Below are 19,784 nucleotides of genomic sequence, written 5' to 3'. Positions count from 1 at the left end.
TTGAACCTGAAGTGGCTACAGCTTGTAGAGAAGTGTCCCGTAGCGAAAGAGAGACGGAGACACGTCATGGCCGCCCACCCCGAAACTGCCAGCAAAACCCTGTCCTGGAAGGTCGGCGGCATGGATTGCGCGAGCTGCGCGGCGAAGATTCGCGGCGCGGTCGAGCGCCTGCCCGGTGTCAGCGACGTCAGACTCTCGGTGATGTCGGAGACGCTGACGCTCGCGCTCGGTGCCGGCGCGACCACCCCGGAAGCGATCGAGAAGCGCGTCAACGGCCTCGGCTACACCACCGCCGCGCTGGCGACACCGGCCACCGCGCACCCCGCGCCGGAACAGGACGCCTGCGGCTGCGGCCATGACCATGGTGGCCATGCACATGACCATGATCACAAGCACGATCATTCCGGCCACGACCATGCCGGCCACGACCATGCCGGCCATGACCACGCCCCCAAAGCCGGCAAGCAGTCCGCCACCGCGAAGGATCACGGCCACGGCCTGCCCGGCCATGTCCACGAGGCCACGCCCGATGGCGCGAGCTGGTACCAGACGGCCAAGGGCCGGCTCGTCATTGCCACCGGCCTGTTTCTCGGCGCCGCCTATGCTGCCGGCCTGATCTGGCCGGGCATCGGCCACTGGGCCTTCATCCTGGCCTGCGTCGTCGGCGTCGCCCCCGTGGCGAGGCGCGCCTTCGCCGCGGCCCGCGCCGGCATTCCCTTCACCATCGAGATGCTGATGACGATCGCCGCCATCGGCGCGCTCTTCATCGGCGCGGCCGAAGAAGCGGCGCTGGTCGTCTTCCTCTTCGCGGTCGGCGAGGTGCTGGAAGGCGTCGCGGCCGACCGCGCCCGTGCCTCGATCCGCGCGCTCGGCGACCTCGTCCCCAAGACCGCCATCGTCGAGGAAAACGGCGCGACCCGCCAGGTCGATGCCGCGAGCCTCAGGATCGGCCAGGTCGTGCTGGTGCGCCCCGGCGACCGCATCCCGGCCGATGGCGAAATCACCGACGGCACCTCCGGCATCGACGAGAGCCCGGTCACCGGCGAATCCGTGCCGAAGACCAAGGGCGTCGGCGAGCCCGTCTATGCGGGCTCGGTCAATCGCGAGGCAGCTCTGCGCGTGCGCGTCGACAAGGCGGCCGAGGACAACACCATCGCCCGCATCATCCGTCTGGTCGAGGAGGCGCAGGAGGCCCGTGCCCCGACCGAGCGCTTCATCGACCGCTTCTCGCGCTGGTACATGCCGGCGATCGTCGGGCTTGCGGTGCTGGTCGCGCTGGTGCCCCCGCTCCTGCTCGGCGCCGAATGGTCGGTCTGGATCTACCGGGCGCTGGCGCTGCTCTTGATCGGCTGCCCCTGCGCTCTGGTCATCTCGGTTCCCGCCGCGATCGCCGCCGCCTTGTCGGCCGGCGCCCGCCAGGGCCTGCTGATGAAGGGCGGCGTCGTCATCGAGACCGCCGCCAAGACGGGGCTGGTCGCCTTCGACAAGACGGGAACCCTCACCCAGGGCAAGCCACGCGTCACCGATGTCGTTGCCCTCACCGGCAGCGAGGCAGAGGTCCTGGCCTTCGCCGCCGCGGTCGAACACGGCTCGTCGCATCCGCTGGCCGAGGCGGTGCTGGAGCGCACCCGAACCGACGGCATCGCCTACAAGCCTGCGACTGAGGCAGCCGCACTGGCTGGCCAGGGCGTCACCGGCAAGGTCGACGGCCGTGCGGTCTTCGTCGGCGCCCCACGCCATGCCGAAAGCCGTGCGCCCTTCGACAAGCGGGCGCGGATCACGGCCGAGGAGCTGGAGGCCGCCGGCAAGACCGTCGCCGCCGTCATCGTCGACGGCGCGCTCGCCGGCTTCATCGCGCTGCGCGACGAGCCGCGCGAGGATGCGGCCGCGGCCATCGCCGAGCTCAAGGCGATGGGCATCCGCTCGACCATGCTGACCGGCGACAATGCCCGCACCGGCGCCGCCATCGCCGCCAGCCTCGGCATGGAGCACAAGGCCGAACTGATGCCCGACGACAAGGTCGCGGCGATCAAGGCCTTCTCCGGCGAGACCGCCGTGATGATGGTCGGCGACGGCATCAACGATGCGCCTGCGCTGGCCGCCGCCAGCATCGGCATCGCCATGGGCTCGGGCACCGATGTCGCGCTGGAGACGGCCGATGGCGCGGTGCTGAAGAGCCGCGTGCGCGACGTCGCGGCGATGATCCGGCTGGCGCGGGCGGCGATGGGCAATATCCGCACGAATATCGCCATCGCGCTTGGGCTGAAGGCCGTGTTCCTCGTGACCAGCGTGCTCGGCTATACGGGCCTCTGGGTCGCGATCCTCGCCGATACCGGCGCGACCGTGATCGTCACCGCCAATGCGCTGCGGCTGCTGCGCTTCGATGCGGGTAAGGCGAGCTAACGGCGAAAAGGTTGCATACGCTTGTCATTCCGGGGCCCGCCGCAGGCGCGAAGCCCCGGAATGACAAGGTGACTTGAAGCGTCTGTCAGACCCGGATGTCGGCGAGCGCGCCGGTCTTGTTCGCGTTCTCGCCCTTGGCTTCCATCTGCTTGAGCATCTCGTCGCGGATCTTGGTCATGACGTCGGCCTTGGCCTGGGCGTCGAGCTTGTTGAACTCGTCCTCGCTCATGCCGAGCTTGGCGAGGATCGCGGCCTGAACCCGCTCCTCCGGCGACATCCGCGCAATCTTCAGGAATTCGTCCTCGCTCGAGGACGGCGCCGTGACCGAGGCGCTGTTGCTGTTGTCCGCGCTGCTGTCGTTCTGTGCCGCCGGCTTCACCGGATTCGTGAATGGCAGGCTGATCGGCCGGTTCGTGATCGGGTTCGACATGGCTTGCTCCTTTGAGCAAACCGGCAGGCAAGCTTCGGGCCGCCGGGGCCGCTTCACGAAACCGCCCGAGAATCAGCCGTTTACAGGGAGGGCGACACGATTCGTGGCCATGCTCCCCAGGGAATTCGGCAAGATCTGCCCGGCAAACGCTGCCGGATGCCGATTGCTTCGTGGCGAAAATGCGCTCCTTCGATCGTCCGAAAACACCGCCGGACCGATCTCCGCTGCAACGCAAAAGTGCCCCGGCGCACCCGCTCGCCATTTAGCAGTCGCAGCATGACTATTTTATAAGCAATCGTTGAGTGATCTCACGCTCAGCCGACCAAATGAGCAATTAGTAGGCTGCCGATTTTCGCAATTTCGCCGCAAGCGTTACGTTCAGCGCAGAACGATCCCAGGAAAATGACCGGAACCTTAACTCGTCATGCATATGGAGCATATCGGAGCTGATGCCGTGCCCCTGTTGGAAGCAGGCTGTCCGGTTTATATGCAGTGCACAACGAAATTGTCGCTGTGGGCACCGCCCCGGTCCGGAATACTCGCAAGGAAGACCACCATGTTCGTCACCATGATCGCCGCTAAAATCCGCGCCTACCTCCGCTATCGCGAGACCGTTCGCGAGCTCTCCCGTCTGACCGACCGCGAGCTCGACGATCTCGGCCTGTCGCGCTCGGAGATCTCCTTCATCGCGCGTTCGCACGCCGCGGCCTGAAGGCTTGAGAATGAGAACCGCCGCGCATCGGGCGCGGCGCGTTCCGTGTAGTTTCTCCTGAGGCTCGTGATTCCCCTCCCCTCGAGCTTCGGTCGAAGAGCGAATGCCCGCCTCACGGCGGGCATTTTGCATTTCAGGCCGCCTGTCCCTTGACCTGCGCCCCGGCTGCGGACACATCCCAGCCATGGAACCCGTTCACATCATCGGCGGCGGTCTCGCCGGCTCCGAAGCCGCCTGGCAGATCGCCGAGGCCGGCGTCCCCGTCGTCATCCACGAGATGCGCCCCGTCCGCGGCACTGACGCCCACAAGACCGAGGGGCTTGCCGAGCTCGTCTGCTCGAACTCCTTCCGCTCCGACGATTCCTCCAGCAATGCCGTCGGCCAGCTCCATTGGGAGATGCGCCGGCTGAACTCGCTGATCATGGCCAAGGGCGATGCCCATCAGGTGCCCGCAGGCGGCGCGCTCGCGGTGGATCGCGACGGCTTCTCGCAGGCCGTCACCGCTGCGCTTGAAGCCCACCCGCTCGTCACCATCGATCGCGGCGAGATCGCCGGCCTCCCCCCGGCCGAATGGAACAACGTCATCATCGCCACCGGCCCTCTGACCTCGCCGGCTTTGGCCGAGGGCCTGCAATCGCTGACCGGCGAGGGCGCGCTCGCCTTCTTCGACGCCATCGCCCCGATCGTGCATTTCGATTCGGTCGACATGGATCAGGCCTGGTTCCAGTCGCGCTACGACAAGGCCGGCCCCGGCGGCACCGGCGCCGACTACATCAACTGCCCGCTCGACCGCGACCAGTACGAGGCCTTCATCGACGCGCTGCTCGCCGCCGAGAAGACCGAGTTCAAGGAATGGGAGGGCACGCCCTATTTCGACGGCTGCCTGCCGATCGAGGTCATGGCCGAGCGCGGCCGCGAGACCTTGCGCTGGGGACCGATGAAGCCGGTCGGCCTGACCAACAAGCATAACCCGACGGTGAAGGCCTATGCCGTGGTGCAGCTCCGCCAGGACAATGCGCTCGGCACCCTGTTCAACATGACCGGTTTCCAGACCAAGCTGAAATATGGCGAGCAGGCTGCGATCTTCCGGATGATTCCCGGCCTGCAGAACGCCGAATTCGCGCGGCTCGGCGGCATCCACCGCAACACCTACCTGAACTCGCCGAATCTGCTCGATGGCCGTCTGCGCCTCAAGGCCGACCAGCGCCTGCGCTTCGCCGGCCAGATCACCGGTTGCGAAGGCTATGTCGAGAGCGCCGCCACCGGCTTGCTCGCCGGCCGCATGGCCGCCGCCGAGCGTCTCGGCCAGGAGCTGTCGCTGCCGCCTGCGACGACGGCACTCGGCGCGCTGGTCAACCACATCACCGGCGGCCACATCGTCACCATCGACGAGGGACCGCGCTCCTTCCAGCCGATGAACATCAATTTCGGCCTGTTCCCGCCGATCGAAGGCGTCGCGACCACCGGCCCCGATGGCAAGCGCCTGAAAGGCCCGGCCAAGACCGTCGCCCGCAAGCAGGCCCTGACGGCCCGTGCCAAGGCCGAGATGGAGCGCTGGGCCACCGCTCCGGAAGCCAGCGCGGGCTGATCGCGCCATGCACAGAACGGTTGCCGGAAGGACCATCGCATAGAAGCCAAGCTCTCTGCGCATGGGCCGAGCTGCGATTGTCGATTACAGGTCTCCGACAAGAATCCGGAGGCCCCAGGAACCATGGCAACCACGACAGCAACAGCCGGCGGCGCAAGCCAGGCGAATATCCGCAAGGCAGTGACGGCGGCGACGGTCGGCACCGTGATCGAATGGTACGACTACGCCCTCTATGGCGCGGCGTCCGGCCTGATCATCAACAAGCTGTTCTTCCCCAATCTCTCGCCGACGACCGGCGTGCTCGCCGCCTTCGCGACCTTCGCCGTCGGCTATTTCGCCCGGCCCGTCGGCGGCATCGTGATCTCGCATATCGGCGACAAGTTCGGCCGCAAGCCGGCGCTGATCCTGACCATCACGCTGATGGGCCTCGCCACCGTGCTGATGGGCCTGCTGCCGACCTATGAGACGATCGGCATCATGGCGCCGGTCCTGCTGGTGCTGATGCGACTGATCCAGGGCTTCGGCGCCGGCGCCGAGCTCGCCGGCGCCATCGTGCTGGTGGCCGAATACGCACCGGCCAACAAGCGCGCCTTCTATACCGGCCTGCCGAATGCCGCGACGCTCGTCGGCATCATGCTGGCGACGCTGTCTTTCCTCGCGATCTCCTATCTGCCGGAACAGACCCTGCTCGGCTGGGCCTGGCGCGTGCCGTTCCTGCTTTCCGGTGTGCTGTTCTTCGTCGCGCTCTATATCCGCAAGCATCTCGACGAGACGCCGGAATATGTCGAGGCGATGGCCCGTGCCGAGGAGCGCAGGCACGAGCAGTCGGTCCCGCTCGGCCAGCTCTTCCGGGAAAGCCCGAAGGAGGTGCTGTTCGGCTTCCTGTCGGTGACCGCCCACAACGCCAACGCCTATATCCTCAGCGCCTTCTCGCTGAGCTACATGATCAACACGGTCGGCATGAGCCGGACGGACGCGCTGATCGCCGTCACCATCGGCTCGCTCTTCGGCATCGTCGGCGTCGGCTTCATGGGCGCGCTGGCCGACAAGGTCGGCGCGGCAGCGGTCTATATCTTCGGCTCGCTGGTGATCGGTGTCTTCGCCTTCCCGCTGTTCTGGCTGTTCGACACCGGCAGCCTGCTCTGGTGCACGATCGGCATCGCGCTCGGCTACGGCCTCGGCTTCGGCTCGACCTCGGGCGCACAGGGCGCTTTCCTGACGAACCTGTTCCCGACGCGCTACCGCTTCTCGGGGCTGGCGATGTCGCGGGAACTTAACGGCGTGCTCGTCGCCGGTCCGACGCCCTTCATCGCGCAGGCGCTGGTCGGCGCTGCCGGCGGCCGGCCGACCTATGTCGCGCTCTACATCATCGGCTGCTGCGTGCTCTCGATCGCGGCGATCCTGATCATCCGGAGCCGCTCGGTCCACGTCTGACAGGCCGAAGGCGTCGCGGTCAGCGGGACCGCGACGCCCGCCACAATACCCACTGCCGGCGCCAGGCCGGCAGGGTGATGATGGTGCGGTAGGGGTCGTATCCCCCGACCTCCATCCGCTTGAGATAGGGCTCGACCAGCGCCACCGGCAGGAAGGCCGGCTTCAGCCCGGACGGAATCGACTCACTCAGGCTGCTGAGCTTCTTCAGGTGCCCGCGCGCGATCTCGCGCAATTCCTTCAGCGTATAGAGCACGCCCGGCCCGCCGCGCCCGCGCACGATGTCGTCGCGCGTCACGCCGTTGCGGGCGAGGATATCCGCCGGCAGATAGACCTGCCCCTCGGCCGCATGCCAGGGAAAGGCACGCATCAGCCCGGTCAGCGCATAGGCGACGCCGGCATGGCCGCAGGCCGTCGCGCCGCCGGGGTCGCGCCCACCGGCGAGGATGATGCAGGCCAGCCGGATCACCGCGCTCGCCGTCTCGCCGGCATAACCTTCCAGGTCGCGCAGCGACGGCATCGGATCGTCGTAGAGATCGAAGATGCGCGCATCGATCAGCGCCGTCAGCGGCGCGACGGGCAGGCGATAGCGTTTGACCGTGTCGAGCAGGGCCGCGGCGACCGGATGTCCTTGCGTCTCGCCGCCTGCCTGACCTTCGAGCACGTCGCGCCACCATTGCAGCCGGACCTCGCCCGGCAGCGGCTCGCTCACCAGTGCCCGGACCCGCGCGATCTCGAGGCTGAAGGCATAGAGCGCATAGAGTGCCGCCCGGCGGTCCTCGGGCGCGTAGAGACCAGCGATATACCGATCCTGATCCTGTTCACGGACGAGCTCCGCGCAATGGGCATAAGCCTCCGGCAGGCGCGCCGGCGCGATATCCCTGCGGTCGTCGGTATCGGTCTGCGGCATCGTTCCGCCTCGGCCCGTCGTCATGTGGCCGCCTTCAATCTAGGGCAAGCGCCCTGCCCCCGCTACGCGTCGTCGGCATGCCCGGTTTCCCGAATCGCCATCCGTCAGTCGACCGCGATCAAAGCCGCAGCCACGCGCCGGTCCTCGCCCACCAGAACATTGTAGGTCCGCGCCGCCGCCCCGGTCGCCATGCCTTCGACGGCGATCCCGGCCTGTTTCAGCGGATCACGCAGAGCGGGCGGAATGAAGGCGATATCCGCGCCTGTGCCGATCAGCAGGAAATCGATCGCGCCGGCCTCGTCGAGCACCGGTTGCAGGCTCTCGATCGTCACCTCGGAAAAGCGCGTCACCGGCCAGATGCGGATGCCGATCGGCGTCGCGATAATCGAGCCCTTGTGGCTCATCTCGGCGAAGCGGAATCCGCCCGCGCCGATGGCGTCGAGCGGGAAACGGCCGGGAACGAAGCCCTCGAAGCGGGGCACGGCCGCGATCAGGCCTTGGCCTTGGCAGCGGAAGCCTTGGCGACGCGCGCCGCCTCCTGCGCTTCCTCACGGGCGCCGGCCGAGCGGACGTCCATGTAGAGCAGCACCGGCGTCGAGATGAACATCGCCGAATAGGTGCAGACCACGACGCCGAACAGCATGACCAGCGCGAAGCCCTCGATCGCCGTACCGCCGAACAGCACGAGCGCCAGCAGCGACAGGAAGGTCGTGGTCGCCGTCATGGCCGTGCGCGACAGCGTCGAGTTCACCGAGAGGTCGAGCAGCTCGGCCACCGGCATGGTCTTGTAGCGGCGCAGCAATTCGCGCGTACGATCGAACACCACGACCGTCTCGTTCAGCGAATAGCCGACGATGGTCAGGATCGCCGCGATCGAGGTCAGGTTGAACTCAAGCTGCGTGATCAGGAAGAAGCCGATGGTCAGCACGATGTCGTGCAGCGTGCCGAGGATCGCGCCGATCGCCAGCGGCATCTCGAAGCGGAACCAGAGATAGATCAGCACGCCGACGATCGCGAGGACGACGCCGAGCGTGCCGGCCTGCACCAGTTCGCCCGAGACGCGCGGACCGACTGTCTCGACGCGGCGGAAGTCATAACTGGAGGCAAAAGCCTCGCGCGCCTTCACGACGACCGCCTGCTGCGCCGTCTCGCCGCCCGGCTGCATGCCGAAGCGCATCGAGACTTCGCCGCCCGAGCCGAATTCCTGCACCTCGGCCTCGCCGAAGCCGAGCCCGTTGGCGGTATGGCGGATCTGGGCGATGTCGACGGCCTGTCCCTTCGTCTGCATCTCGATCAGGGTGCCGCCCTTGAAGTCGATGCCGAAATTCAGACCGACCGTCAGGAACAGCACGAGGACGAGAATCGAATAGGCAGCCGACAGCGGATAGCTGAAGCGACGGAACCAGACGAATTTGAACTTGGTGTTGTCGGGAACGATACGAAGCAGGCGCATGCGCATGGCCAATCTCCTGAGGGGTTGGCAGCGTCAGAACGGGAGGTGCTTGGGCTTGGCCCAGCGGTACCAGATCGCGATCAGCATCCGGGTCAGCGTCACCGCCGTGATGACGGTGGTGAGGATGCCGAGGATGAAGACGACCGCGAAGCCGCGAACCGGGCCGGAACCGAGCGAGAACAGCGCCACGGCCGCGATCAGCATGGTGACGTTGGAGTCGATGATCGTGGCGAAGGCGCGCTGGAAGCCCGCTTCGAGCGCCGAGACGAGGCTGCGCCCTTGATGCTCCTCCTCGCGCATGCGCTCGTAGATCAGCACGTTCGAGTCGACCGCGGTGCCGATGGTCAGCACGATGCCGGCGATGCCGGGCAGCGTCATCGTCGCGCCGAGGAAGGACATCAGGCCGAAGATCAGGCCGACATGGACGAGCAGCGCGATGCTCGCGATCATGCCGAAGATGCCATAGGTCGCCAGCATGTAGATCACCACCAGCACGGTCGCGATCAGGGTCGCCATCTTGCCGGCCTGGATCGAGTCGGCGCCGAGGCCGGGGCCGACGGTACGCTCTTCGACAATCGTCATCCGGGCGGGCAGCGCGCCGGCGCGCAGCAGGATCGCCAGGTTATTGACCTGCTCGACCGTGAAGTTGCCGGAAATCTGGCCGGAGCCGCCCGTGATCGGCGACTGGATCACCGGTGACGAGATCACCTTGTTGTCGAGCACGATCGCCAGCGGGCGGCCGAGATTTTCGGTGGTGATCTGGCCGAAGCGCTGGGCGCCGCGAATGTTGAAGCGGAAATTGACGATCGGCGTGCCCGAGCGCGAATCGAAGGCCGGCTGCGCGTCGATCAGGTCGGCGCCCTCGACCGAGGGCTGGCGCAGGACCGGCACCATCTGGCCGCCCGCATCCTGCGACGGCAGCATGTCGATATCGGCGCTGTTGGCGTCGCCGACGAGGCGGAATTCGAGCTTCGCGGTCTGGCCGAGGATATCCTTCAGCTTCTGCGGGTCCTGCAGGCCCGGCACCTGCACCAGGATGCGGTCGAGCCCCTGGCGCTGGATGTTCGGCTCGGTCGTGCCGAGCGCGTCGACGCGCCGGCGCAGCACTTCCATCGCCTGCTCGACGGCGCGGCGGATGCGCTCGTTGGAGCCGGCTTCCGTGACCGTGAGCTGGATCAGCCCGTCGGGCTGCTCGGCAATGATGATCGACTGGTTGCCGGAGGGGCCGAAGGCGCCGAGCGTGCCGATCGGCTGGGCGAGCTCACGCAGCTTGGGCAGAACGCGCCCGCGCTCGGCTGCATCGGGAACCCGGACCTGTACGCCGCGGGGCGTCGTCTGGATGCCGCCCTGGGGTGCGGCGCGCTCCTCGCGCAGGATGCGGCGAACGTCATCGCGCAGCTGGACGACCTGGCTGCGCACCAACTCGGCCCGGTCGATTTCCAGCAGGACGTGGGAGCCGCCCTGCAAATCAAGGCCGAGCACCACCGCATGGATCGGCAGCAATGCGCGCGGAATCCAGGACGGCGCGTTGGTTTCGATGGCCTTGCGCGTCTCAGGCGACAAGAGGTTCGGCACGGCGAGCCCGCAGCCGACGAACAGCACGAGCAGGACGAGGATGACCTTGCGGGCCTGGAGACGAAGCATCTGCGTGAACAGCCTTGTTGTCGTGGCTCAGGCTCCGCAAGCGGAGCCTGACCGTGGCATTCTCAGTTCTTGACCGGCTCGCTCTTGGAGCGGACGTCCTGGATCATGCCGCGCACGATGCGCACGCGCACGCCGTCGGCGATCTCGACTTCCAGCTCGCCGTCGTCGACGACCTTCGAGACCTTCGCGATCATGCCGCCCGAGGTGACGACCGTGTCGCCGCGGCGCACGTTCTTGATCAGCTCCTGATGGCTCTTCGCCCGGCGCTGCTGCGGCCGGATGATCAGGAACCACATGATGACGAAGATCAGCAGGAACGGCACGAGCTGGATCAGCATGTCGGTGCCGCCACCGGCTCCTGTCGCCTGGGCGAAAGCGGGGGTGATCACGAATACACTCCTCTGGTACGGCGGCGGCACGCCGCCGACCGCAGGTCTCTAGACAGAAAGACGCGGCAAAACCATCGCCCGGCCGGAAAATCGCGCGGACTATAGCCAGCAACGCCGTGAAATCAATCGGACGCGCCCGGTCGCCCGCACGCAGCCCCTCACCTATGGGTTGGCCGCCATTCGCGCAATGCCCCTTGCGCGCGATCCACGGCGTGGTTTAGCTAGCGGCAAGAACCGTACCGGACGGTACGGTACGGTTCAACGGCACGAAACGAAGGCACGGATGCCATGACCACGACCGCTCCCGACCAGACGCTGGCCACGCTGCTGCGCATCGCCGATGCCCTGGAGCGCATCGCCCCGCCCCGGCGCAAGCCCGCCGACCTCAAGGCCGCCGACGCCTTCGTCTGGCAGGCGGCGGGTTCGGAGCTCGTGCCGGTGCCGAAGGTCAACCGCGTCGGGCTCTCGCTTTTGCGCGGCGTCGATCGCGTGCGTGACACGCTGGCCGAGAATACCGAGCGCTTTGCCAAAGGCCTGCCGGCCAACAACGTGCTGCTCTGGGGCGCACGCGGCATGGGCAAGTCCTCGCTGGTCAAGGCGGTTCATGCCGACACCAACCAGCGCCTCGCCAGGGAAATGCTGCCGCTGAAGCTGATCGAAATCCACCGCGAGGACATCGAGAGCCTGCCGGCGCTGATGAGCCAGCTGCGCAACGATCCGCACCGCGCCATCGTCTTCTGCGACGATCTGTCCTTCGACAGCGACGACACCTCCTACAAGTCGTTGAAGGCGGTGCTCGACGGCGGCGTCGAAGGGCGACCGGACAATGTCGTGTTCTATGCCACCTCGAATCGCCGCCACCTGCTGCCGCGCGACATGATGGACAACGAGCGCTCGACCTCGATCAATCCGGGCGAGGCGATCGAGGAGAAGGTTTCGCTCTCGGACCGATTCGGTCTGTGGCTCGGCTTCCACAAATGCAGCCAGGACGAGTATCTCGAGATGATCAACGGCTATGCCGGCCATTTCGGTCTGAACGTCGCTGCCGACGAGCTGCGCCGTGACGCGCTGGAGTGGTCGACGACGCGCGGCTCGCGCTCCGGCCGCACCGCCTGGCAGTACATCCAGGATCTGGCAGGCCGGCTGGGTCGGAAGCTGGAGAGCTGACGAGACGGAGGCGCTCGCAACGGCCTTGCGCCAATCACCTTGTCATTCCGGGGCTTCGCACAGCGAAGAACCCGGAACCCACGACTGGGTGAGCCACCGATAACGCAGCGTCGCATGGTCCGCCCAGTCGTGGGTTCCGGGTTCGCGCCTGCGGCGCGCCCCGGAATGACAACTGCGCAGCTCTGCTGCCTCGCACCCGGCCCCTGCCCGCCCTCCGCAGGGAACAAACGAAAAACGGGGCCGCCCTTTTCTAGGGCAGCCCCGTTCTTTTCGATCGGGAGGGTCTCGCGGAACCGATCGAAGGCTGAAACGTCGTCCGCAGCTCAGTTGTTCAGATAAGGCGTCGGATCGACCGGGGCAGAGCCCTTGCGCAGCTCGAAATGCAGCTGCGGCGAGGAGACATTGCCGGTCTGGCCCGAGCTGGCGACGACCTGGCCGCGCTTGACGGCGTCGCCGCGCTTCACCTTGAGCTCGCCGTTATGGGCATAGGCCGAGACATAGCCGTTCGGGTGGCGGATCAGGACGAGATTGCCGTAGCCCTTCAGCTCGCTGCCGGCATAGGCGACCGTGCCGCCCTCGGCCGCCTTGATCGGCGTGCCCTCGGGAACCGCGATATTGATGCCTTCGTTGCCACCCTTGCCGCTATAGCCGGAGATCACGCGGCCACGAGCGGGCCAGCGGAAATCCGCCTTGTCGGACGCAGAGGTCGCCTCGGTCTCCTGCTTCGGAATGCTGGCGGTGGTCTTCGGCTCGGCGACGGGCTCGGACCGGGGGATCGCGCTCGCCTTCGGCTCGGCCGCAGGTGCGCTGGCCACGACGACAGGCTTGGCCGGCTTCGCCTCGGGCACCGGCTTCACGGCGGCGACCGTGGCAGCAGGCTTGGCGGCAGGCGTCGGCAGAGCCGCGGTCTTGCGGGCAGCCGCCTTGGCCTTGGCCTCGGCGGCGAAGCGGGCGCGCGATTCCTTCATGGCCTGGGCGTCGGCCGTGGCTTTCGCCCGGGCTTCCGCGGCGGCACTGGCCTTCTCCTCGGCGGCGGCCCTGGCCTGCGCCCTGGAATCGGCGGCCGGCGAAGAGGAGCGCGTGGCGGCAGACGGCCCGGCAACGAAGCGCTGGGTCTCGGCCGGAGCCTGGGCAACCTGACGAGCGGGAGCCGCTGAAGCAGCCGCGTTATAGACGGGAATGGTGATCCGCGTGCCGGGAGCGACATTCGCGTTGCTCAGCCCGTTCGCCGACATGATCGCGGCGCGCGGCACGCCGTAGCGCGACGAGATCGTATCGAGGGACTCGCCCTGGGCGAGCACGACCGGCGTACCGCCCTGCGCGGACCAGCCGGCAGCACTGCCCGAGACGGCCTGCGGCGGCGCGGCATTCAGCGCGACGGCCGATTGCGGCGGCGGCAGCGGCTGCGACCGGACGACGGGCGCGGGATTGGCCGGCTGCAGCGGCGCGCTCGCCACCCGCCCGATCGAGCCGGTGGTGGCCGGATCGCGGAAAGGCGTCGGAGCCTGGGCCGACTTGAACGGACTGTCGAAGGGCGTGTCGGTGAAACGCATCGCGTCCGACGAGCATGCACTGACGCTGAGAGCGAACAGGCACACCGTCGACAACCGACGAAGGGTGCGGGGATTGATCGATCCGGCTTGGCTACGCATGAACTGAGTACTCGCGAACGACGCAACTCGATGACGGAGATTAAAGTCCCGTTGAGGTTACGAAAGCGTTTCGCTCAGCCCGCCGTCTTCATTTTTTTGGATTTTTCAAATGGCCCGCATAGACGCCATTGGCATGGCGGCGGTCTCACAAGGCGCGCGAGCGGCCCGGAATCAGCGGCGGCAGGCGCAGGACCGGCCCGGTCGCATGGTCGAACTGTCCATCATCGAGATGGGTGACCACCACCCGCCGCGCCGCGCCCTCGACGCGCAGCGCACCGACCAGGCGCCCACCGGGCGAGAGTCGCGCCAGCAGTGCCTCGGGCACCGCCTGGGTGACGCCGTTGACGAGAATGCGGTCGAAGCGGCCGAGCGTTCGGTCGGGCTGGAACCCGTCGGCATGGCGCAGGTCGACGGCTCCGCCGAAGCCGCTATCGGAGACGCGCTCATGCGCAGCCAATGCCAGCGAGCGATAACGCTCCAGCGAAACGACCTCGCCTCCCATGGCGGCGAGCAGGGCCGAGACGTAGCCCGAGCCGGTCCCGACTTCGAGCACGCGTGCGCCCGGCTGCATGTCGAGCGCCACGAGCAGGTTGGCGACGGTGTGCGGAGCCGTCATCGTCTGGCCGCAAGGCAGCGGCACGGACACGTCCTGCCGGGCGAGATCGGCGAAGCGCGCCGGCGCGAAGCGGTCCCGCGGCACCCGCTCCATCGCGCGCAGCAACGCGAGATCGCGCACGCCCCGTGCGCGGAGCGAAAGCAGGAAGGCGACGGTACGCTCGCCTTCGCTGGCCGGCGCGTCCTCGCTCATGCCCCTCCCCGCTTCCCGCTCAGGCGAACAGCCGCGCGAAGCGCGTCAGCGTCGGCTCATGCGTCAGGTCGAGTTCCAGCGGCGTGATCGAGATGCGCTTCTCCGCCAGCGCCTTCAGGTCGGTGCCGTTGGCCGGCTCCTTGCCGCTGCGCTGGAAGGCGATCCAGTAATAGGGATTGCCGCGGCCGTCCTTGCGCGGTTCGAGCTGCACGATCTCCTGGTCGCGCCGCCCCTGCACCGTGACGGCGACGCCCTCGACCTCGTCCGGCCCGGCATTGGGGAAGTTGAGGTTGAACAGCACGCCCTCCGGAATGCCCTCCTCCAGCAGGCGCCGGATGATGCCCGGCGCGTGGCTTTCGGCGCAGTCCCAGCGGATCGAATCGCGATTGCCCGGCATATAGGCCTGGCTCACCGCGATCGAGGGCACGCCGAGCAGCGTGCCTTCCATGGCGGCGGCGATGGTGCCGGAATAGGTCACGTCCTCGGCGACGTTCGAGCCCCGGTTGACGCCGGAGAGCACGAGATCGGGCCGCGCCTCCTTCATGACGGCGCGCACCGCCATGATCACGCAATCAGTCGGCGTGCCCTGCACCGCGAAGCGCTTCTCCTCGATCTGGCGCAGGCGCAGCGGATTGGACAGCGACAGTGAATGGGCGACACCTGATTGGTCGGTCTCGGGCGCCACGACCCAGACATCGTCGGAGAGCTGGCGCGCGATGCGCTCCAGCACGGCCAGGCCCTCGGCATGGATGCCGTCATCATTGGTGACGAGGATACGCATGTCTCAGGCCGCCTTCTCGATCCGCGTCACGCCGCGCATATAGGGCACCAGCACGTCGGGCACGGTGATCGAGCCGTCGGCGTTCTGGTAGTTCTCCATCACCGCGATCAGCGCGCGGCCGACCGCCGTGCCCGAGCCGTTGAGGGTGTGCACGAAGAACGGCCCCTTGCCGTCCTTCGTCTTGTAGCGGGCGTTCATCCGCCGCGCCTGGAAATCGCCGCAGACAGAGCAGGACGAGATCTCGCGATAGGTCTTCTGGCCGGGCAGCCAGGCCTCGATGTCCCAGGTCTTCTGTGAAGCGAAGCCCATGTCGCCGGTGCACAAAGTCATCACGCGATAATGCAGGTCGAGCTTCTTCAGCACGGCCTCGGCACAGGCGAGCATGCGCTCATGCTCTTCGCGCGATTTCTCGGGCGCCGTGATCGAGACGAGCTCGACCTTCTCGAACTGGTGCTGGCGCAGCATGCCGCGGGTATCGCGCCCGGCCGAGCCCGCTTCCGACCGGAAGCAGGGCGTGAGCGCGGTGAATCGAAGCGGCAGTTCCTCCTCGGAGAGGATTGATTCCCTTGCGAGATTGGTCAGCGGCACCTCGGCCGTCGGGATCAGCCAATGGTCCTCACCGGCGCGGAACTGGTCCTCACGGAACTTCGGCAATTGCGCCGTGCCGAACATCGCATCGTCGCGCACCAGCAGCGGCGGATTGACCTCGGTATAGCCGTGCTCCTCCGTGTGCGTGTCGAGCATGAACTGCCCGATCGCCCGCGACAGCCGCGCGATCTGGCTTTGCAGCACGACGAAGCGCGAGCCGGAGAGCTTGGCCGCCTTCTCGAAATCCATCTGGCCGAGCGCCTCGCCCAGCTCGAAATGCTGCTTGGGGGCGTTGACGCCCTTGAGCAGCCCGCGCTCCTCGGGCTTCACGCCATGGACATGCAGCACGACATTGCCATGCTCGTCGGCGCCATCCGGCACGTCGTCGAAGGGCGCGTTCGGGATCGCCGCGAGCTTCTCGTCGAGCGCGTCCTTGGCGGCCTTCTCCTCGGCCTCCAGCGCCGGCTGCTGCTCCTTGAGCGCTGCGACCTCGGCCTTCAGCGTGTCGGCGAGCGCGGCATCCTTCGCGCCCATCGCCTTGCCGATCTCCTTGGAGAGCGCGTTGCGGCGCTCCTGCGTGGCCTGCGCCTTGGCGATCGACGAGCGGCGGACATCATCGAGTTCGAGCAGCGAGGACGACAGCGGCGCCAGGCCCCTGCGTTCAAGCCCCTTGTCGAACGCCGCGGCGTTCTCGCGAATCCATCTGATGTCGTACATCGTCGTCCGGCCATGCCATCGCTGCGGAATGCAGCGATGGATGCTCTAGACCGGGATCGCGCGCGAGGGAACCACCGTTGTCGCCATCTCCGCCGTCAATCCGGGCGGAGATAGACTACTCCGCCGCGTCCTCTCCGGCCTTCGCCGCTTCGCTCTTCTTCTCGACCCGGCGCACCGAGAACACCGAGAGCTCGTAGAGCAGCATCATCGGGATCGCGAGCATCAGCTGCGAGATCACGTCCGGCGGCGTCAGCACCGCCGCCACGACGAAGACGAAGACGATGGCGTAGCGGCGCTTTTCCTTGAGAAACTTCGAATCGATGATGCCGGCCTGCCCGAGCAGCGTCAGGATCACCGGTAGCTGGAAGGCGATGCCGAAGGCGAAGATCAGCGTCATGATCAGCGAGAGATATTCGCTGACCTTCGGCAGGAGCGCTATGCCGGCCTGGGTCTCGGTCGCGGCCTGCTGCATGCCGAGCGAGAACTTCATCAGCACCGGCATGGCGAAGAAGAACACCAGCGTGGCGCCGAGCGTGAAGAACACCGGCGTCGCGATCAGATAAGGCGCGAAGGCGGCCTTCTCGTTCTTGTAGAGGCCGGGCGCCACAAACTTGTAGATCTGCGTCGCGATTACCGGAAAGGCGAAGAAGCCGGCGCCGAAGGCCGCCACCTTGATATGGGTGAAGAGCAGTTCGAGCGGGCCGGTATAGATCAACTGCGCATTGGCGGCGCTGCCGGCGGCCCAGACATAGGGCAGCACCAGAATGTTGTAGATCTGGGTCGAGAAGCCGAAGCAGATGAAGAACATGATCAGGAAGGCGATCAGCGACTTGATCAGGCGAGAGCGCAATTCGACCAGATGCTCGATGAGCGGCGCGCGCGAGGCCTCGATCTCGTCCTCGCCCGCACGAGGATTGGCGACGCTCATGCGGAATTCTCCTCGCCCTTGGCGGTCTTGCGCTTGCGGGCGGCAGGCTTGGCGGGCTCAGTCGGGGCAGCAGCGAGCTTAGGCTTGCGTGCAGCAGCGGCAGCCTTCGGAGGCTTGGTCGGCACGGTTGCGACAGGCGCTGGAGCCGGTGCTTCGACGGCGGCCGGCCCTTCGGCAGCCTTGGCGCTGCGCTTGCGGGCAGGCTTCACCGGGCTCGGCTCGACCACCGCAACCGGAGCGACCGGCGCCTCGACGATCGGCACAGCCGGCTCGGCCGTGGTCTTGCGCGCCCGCTTCGGCTTGTCGGCGGGCTTCGGCGTCTCGATCTGGACGGGCGGCAGCGGCTCGGGCTGCGGCAGCGCGGCGAGCTTGGCCTCGGCCTCCTTCAGCGCAGCCTCGTCAGGCTTCGGGGTTTCGAAGTCCTTGAGGGAATCGATCGGCTTGAAGTCGCTGTTGAGCGCGCTCGACACCGACCCGCCGACATCCTCGACCTGCTTCTTCAGGTCGGAGAGTTCGGCCTCGCGCATCGCCTCATTGAACTGCCCCTGGAATTCCGACGCCATGCGTCGCACCCGGGCAACCGTCTGACCGACGGTACGCAGGGCTTTGGGCAGGTCCTTCGGGCCGATCACCACGAGCGCTACCGCTCCGATCAGCACCATCTCGCTCCAGGCGATGTCGAACATCGACGGCTCGTCCTCTCAAGCCTACACCCCAAAGGGGTGCAGCGGCATCAGGCCTTGTGCTCGGCCTTGGCCTGGGCCTGGGCGGCAGCGTTGTCGGCCTTCGTCTGGTCGATCACCTTGGGATCGACGTTCGTCGCGGTCGGCGTCGCCTCGTCATCCTCGGCCATGCCCTTCTTGAACGATTTGATGCCCTTGGCGACGTCGCCCATCAACTCGGAAACCTTGCCGCGTCCAAACAGCAGCATCACGATGACGCCGACGACGATCCAGTGCCAAATGCTCACGCCACCCATGGCGAAACTCCTCCGAAATTGCGTCGACCGGGGAATGGCCCCAACCAAATCCTTGTCCGGTCGATCGTTCGGCGGCGGAACCTATTGATCCGCGGCCGGAAACACAAGGACTTCGTCCGACGGAATCTCGACCCCGATTTCGTCGCCCACCGCGATCTCGCCGGAGAGCGGCGCGCGAACCGACAAGGCCCGATCGAAGCCGTCCACCATCACCTGCAGATGGTCGGCCTCCCCGAGGAAGCGCCGGCCGGTCAACCGTCCGCGCAGATAATACCCCTTCGGCACGATGCGGACGCGATGCGGCCGGATGCAGGCGACCGCCATCATTCCCTCCGCGATGCCCGGTGCCGCGAAGCGGCCGAACGGCGTATCGACCGCACCGTCGGAAACCCGGCCCTCGACCTCGGTTAGATCGCAGAAAAATCGGGCGGCAAAGAGGCTGCCGGGCTGTCGGTAAAGCTCCTCGCCCGTGCCGACCTGGACGATCCGCCCTGCCCGCATCAGCACGATCCGGTCGGCTATGCGCATCGCGTCCTCCGGATCATGCGTGACGATGATCGAGGTGGCGCCGGTCTCCTCCAGCAGCGCAGCGGTCTCGTCGCGCACCACGTCGCGCAGGCGCCGGTCGAGATTGGAGAAGGGCTCGTCCATCAGCAGCACGCCCGGCCGCGGCGCGATCGCGCGCGCCAGCGCCACGCGCTGCTGCTCGCCGCCCGAGAGCATATGCGGATAGGAATCGGCGAGTTCCGCGAGCCCGACCCGTCCCAGCGCCCGCAAGGCGGTCGCATCGGCAGCAGCAGGTGCCTGGCCGCGCAGCCCGAAGCGGACATTGTCGCGCACGGAAAGATGCGGAAACAGCGCATAGTCCTGGAAGACGAAACCGACGCCGCGATGCTCGGGTTCGATGAAGCGATCAGGGTTGGAGACATCGCGTCCTTCCAGCAGGACGCGCCCCGCGCTCGGCCGCTCGACCCCGGCGGCGAGCCTGAGCAGCGTCGTCTTGCCGCAGCCGGACTGGCCGAGAAGCGCGACGATCTCGCCGGGTTTGACGGAGAGCGAGACATGCGACAACGCCGTCACCGCGCCGAAGCGCTGCGTCACGTTCTCGAAGCCGAGCGCCATCGGGATCGCCGCGCCGGCCGTGCCGCGCCGGCCCCAGCCGAGCCATCCTGATTTGGTTTCCGCCAAGGTCGATACCGCTCCG

At 67.2% G+C, this 19,784-nt stretch carries 19 protein-coding genes; 5 read left to right on the top strand and 14 right to left on the bottom strand.

The window, feature by feature from the left end; genetic code table 11:
* Positions 1-66 precede the first annotated feature (66 nt).
* Complete coding sequence (locus AC1RLU_RS15565) at positions 67-2,403, top strand: heavy metal translocating P-type ATPase (protein WP_492796574.1); 2,337 nt, start codon at positions 67-69, stop codon at positions 2,401-2,403.
* Positions 2,404-2,488: 85 nt separating this feature from the next.
* Here the strand turns inward: AC1RLU_RS15565 and AC1RLU_RS15560 are convergent, their stop codons facing one another.
* Complete coding sequence (locus tag AC1RLU_RS15560) at positions 2,489-2,833, bottom strand: hypothetical protein (RefSeq protein ID WP_492796572.1); 345 nt, start codon at positions 2,831-2,833, stop codon at positions 2,489-2,491.
* Between the two features lie 556 nt (positions 2,834-3,389).
* On the opposite strand from AC1RLU_RS15560, the gene AC1RLU_RS15555 reads away from it, so the two are divergent.
* The 3 genes from AC1RLU_RS15555 to AC1RLU_RS15545 all read left to right on the top strand — a co-directional run bounded on the left by AC1RLU_RS15555 (position 3,390) and on the right by AC1RLU_RS15545 (position 6,567).
* On the top strand, positions 3,390-3,545 hold the full coding sequence (locus AC1RLU_RS15555) for a DUF1127 domain-containing protein (protein ID WP_082009515.1): 156 nt from the start codon (positions 3,390-3,392) through the stop codon (positions 3,543-3,545).
* Positions 3,546-3,729: 184 nt separating this feature from the next.
* On the top strand, positions 3,730-5,133 hold the full coding sequence (trmFO, locus tag AC1RLU_RS15550) for a methylenetetrahydrofolate--tRNA-(uracil(54)-C(5))-methyltransferase (FADH(2)-oxidizing) TrmFO (protein WP_113584325.1): 1,404 nt from the start codon (positions 3,730-3,732) through the stop codon (positions 5,131-5,133).
* Positions 5,134-5,256: 123 nt separating this feature from the next.
* The gene (locus AC1RLU_RS15545) at positions 5,257-6,567 is read left to right on the top strand and encodes an MFS transporter (protein ID WP_492796569.1); all 1,311 of its coding nucleotides are present in this window, start codon (positions 5,257-5,259) and stop codon (positions 6,565-6,567) included.
* Between the two features lie 19 nt (positions 6,568-6,586).
* Here AC1RLU_RS15545 and AC1RLU_RS15540 read toward each other — a convergent pair whose 3' ends face one another.
* The 5 genes from AC1RLU_RS15540 to yajC form a co-directional block, all read right to left on the bottom strand.
* Complete coding sequence (locus AC1RLU_RS15540; RefSeq protein ID WP_492796953.1) at positions 6,587-7,474, bottom strand: phytoene/squalene synthase family protein; 888 nt, start codon at positions 7,472-7,474, stop codon at positions 6,587-6,589.
* Between the two features lie 104 nt (positions 7,475-7,578).
* Complete coding sequence (locus AC1RLU_RS15535; RefSeq protein WP_492796567.1) at positions 7,579-7,956, bottom strand: Mth938-like domain-containing protein; 378 nt, start codon at positions 7,954-7,956, stop codon at positions 7,579-7,581.
* A gap of 8 nt (positions 7,957-7,964) precedes the next feature.
* Entirely contained in the window at positions 7,965-8,927 is a 963-nt protein-coding gene (gene secF, locus AC1RLU_RS15530) for a protein translocase subunit SecF (protein ID WP_091861456.1), read from the bottom strand.
* A gap of 33 nt (positions 8,928-8,960) precedes the next feature.
* A complete protein-coding gene (gene secD / locus AC1RLU_RS15525) occupies positions 8,961-10,571 on the bottom strand; it encodes a protein translocase subunit SecD (RefSeq protein ID WP_061967500.1) in 1,611 nt (536 codons plus the stop codon).
* A gap of 62 nt (positions 10,572-10,633) precedes the next feature.
* On the bottom strand, positions 10,634-10,909 hold the full coding sequence (gene yajC / locus AC1RLU_RS15520; protein ID WP_061968270.1) for a preprotein translocase subunit YajC: 276 nt from the start codon (positions 10,907-10,909) through the stop codon (positions 10,634-10,636).
* Between the two features lie 339 nt (positions 10,910-11,248).
* Here yajC and AC1RLU_RS15515 point away from each other — a divergent pair, with 339 nt between their 5' ends.
* A complete protein-coding gene (locus AC1RLU_RS15515; protein WP_492796565.1) occupies positions 11,249-12,127 on the top strand; it encodes an ATP-binding protein in 879 nt (292 codons plus the stop codon).
* A 323-nt stretch (positions 12,128-12,450) separates the two neighbouring features.
* Here AC1RLU_RS15515 and AC1RLU_RS15510 read toward each other — a convergent pair whose 3' ends face one another.
* From AC1RLU_RS15510 to AC1RLU_RS15475, 8 genes are all read right to left on the bottom strand, one after another.
* A complete protein-coding gene (locus AC1RLU_RS15510) occupies positions 12,451-13,680 on the bottom strand; it encodes a peptidoglycan DD-metalloendopeptidase family protein (RefSeq protein WP_492796563.1) in 1,230 nt (409 codons plus the stop codon).
* Between the two features lie 244 nt (positions 13,681-13,924).
* The gene (locus tag AC1RLU_RS15505) at positions 13,925-14,587 is read right to left on the bottom strand and encodes a protein-L-isoaspartate O-methyltransferase family protein (protein WP_061967494.1); all 663 of its coding nucleotides are present in this window, start codon (positions 14,585-14,587) and stop codon (positions 13,925-13,927) included.
* 19 nt (positions 14,588-14,606) lie between these two features.
* Positions 14,607-15,368 carry a 5'/3'-nucleotidase SurE gene (gene surE / locus AC1RLU_RS15500; RefSeq protein WP_091861131.1) on the bottom strand — a complete coding sequence of 254 codons (762 nt, stop codon included), beginning with the start codon at positions 15,366-15,368 and terminating at the stop codon, positions 14,607-14,609.
* A gap of 3 nt (positions 15,369-15,371) precedes the next feature.
* Entirely contained in the window at positions 15,372-16,673 is a 1,302-nt protein-coding gene (gene serS, locus AC1RLU_RS15495; protein WP_492796561.1) for a serine--tRNA ligase, read from the bottom strand.
* 115 nt (positions 16,674-16,788) lie between these two features.
* A complete protein-coding gene (tatC, locus tag AC1RLU_RS15490) occupies positions 16,789-17,601 on the bottom strand; it encodes a twin-arginine translocase subunit TatC (protein WP_492796559.1) in 813 nt (270 codons plus the stop codon).
* Entirely contained in the window at positions 17,598-18,287 is a 690-nt protein-coding gene (gene tatB, locus AC1RLU_RS15485; RefSeq protein ID WP_492796557.1) for a Sec-independent protein translocase protein TatB, read from the bottom strand. Before tatB ends, tatC begins: the two co-directional genes overlap by 4 nt.
* A 47-nt stretch (positions 18,288-18,334) precedes the next feature.
* Positions 18,335-18,580, bottom strand: a complete 246-nt coding sequence (locus tag AC1RLU_RS15480) for a twin-arginine translocase TatA/TatE family subunit (RefSeq protein WP_061967485.1) — start codon at positions 18,578-18,580, stop codon at positions 18,335-18,337.
* Positions 18,581-18,661: 81 nt separating this feature from the next.
* Entirely contained in the window at positions 18,662-19,768 is a 1,107-nt protein-coding gene (locus AC1RLU_RS15475) for an ABC transporter ATP-binding protein (RefSeq protein ID WP_244512115.1), read from the bottom strand.
* Positions 19,769-19,784: the final 16 nt, after the last annotated feature.

This window comes from Allobosea sp. GW822-FHT05A11 (assembly GCF_058800455.1).
This window is presented reverse-complemented; position numbering and strand designations above follow the sequence as displayed.

What these genes read in the sequence shown, in the direction of transcription:
- surE (WP_091861131.1), bottom strand. Translation starts at nt 15,368, where the DNA reads ATGCGTATCCTCGTCACCAATGATGACGGCATCCATGCCGAGGGCCTG.
- AC1RLU_RS15480 (WP_061967485.1), bottom strand. Translation starts at nt 18,580, where the DNA reads ATGGGTGGCGTGAGCATTTGGCACTGGATCGTCGTCGGCGTCATCGTG.
- AC1RLU_RS15560 (WP_492796572.1), bottom strand. Translation starts at nt 2,833, where the DNA reads ATGTCGAACCCGATCACGAACCGGCCGATCAGCCTGCCATTCACGAAT.
- tatB (WP_492796557.1), bottom strand. Translation starts at nt 18,287, where the DNA reads ATGTTCGACATCGCCTGGAGCGAGATGGTGCTGATCGGAGCGGTAGCG.
- tatC (WP_492796559.1), bottom strand. Translation starts at nt 17,601, where the DNA reads ATGAGCGTCGCCAATCCTCGTGCGGGCGAGGACGAGATCGAGGCCTCG.
- AC1RLU_RS15510 (WP_492796563.1), bottom strand. Translation starts at nt 13,680, where the DNA reads ATGCGTTTCACCGACACGCCCTTCGACAGTCCGTTCAAGTCGGCCCAG.
- secF (WP_091861456.1), bottom strand. Translation starts at nt 8,927, where the DNA reads ATGCGCCTGCTTCGTATCGTTCCCGACAACACCAAGTTCAAATTCGTC.
- AC1RLU_RS15540 (WP_492796953.1), bottom strand. Translation starts at nt 7,474, where the DNA reads ATGCCGCAGACCGATACCGACGACCGCAGGGATATCGCGCCGGCGCGC.
- AC1RLU_RS15545 (WP_492796569.1), top strand. Translation starts at nt 5,257, where the DNA reads ATGGCAACCACGACAGCAACAGCCGGCGGCGCAAGCCAGGCGAATATC.
- trmFO (WP_113584325.1), top strand. Translation starts at nt 3,730, where the DNA reads ATGGAACCCGTTCACATCATCGGCGGCGGTCTCGCCGGCTCCGAAGCC.
- AC1RLU_RS15505 (WP_061967494.1), bottom strand. Translation starts at nt 14,587, where the DNA reads ATGAGCGAGGACGCGCCGGCCAGCGAAGGCGAGCGTACCGTCGCCTTC.
- secD (WP_061967500.1), bottom strand. Translation starts at nt 10,571, where the DNA reads ATGCTTCGTCTCCAGGCCCGCAAGGTCATCCTCGTCCTGCTCGTGCTG.
- AC1RLU_RS15515 (WP_492796565.1), top strand. Translation starts at nt 11,249, where the DNA reads ATGACCACGACCGCTCCCGACCAGACGCTGGCCACGCTGCTGCGCATC.
- AC1RLU_RS15555 (WP_082009515.1), top strand. Translation starts at nt 3,390, where the DNA reads ATGTTCGTCACCATGATCGCCGCTAAAATCCGCGCCTACCTCCGCTAT.
- serS (WP_492796561.1), bottom strand. Translation starts at nt 16,673, where the DNA reads ATGTACGACATCAGATGGATTCGCGAGAACGCCGCGGCGTTCGACAAG.
- yajC (WP_061968270.1), bottom strand. Translation starts at nt 10,909, where the DNA reads ATGCTGATCCAGCTCGTGCCGTTCCTGCTGATCTTCGTCATCATGTGG.
- AC1RLU_RS15565 (WP_492796574.1), top strand. Translation starts at nt 67, where the DNA reads ATGGCCGCCCACCCCGAAACTGCCAGCAAAACCCTGTCCTGGAAGGTC.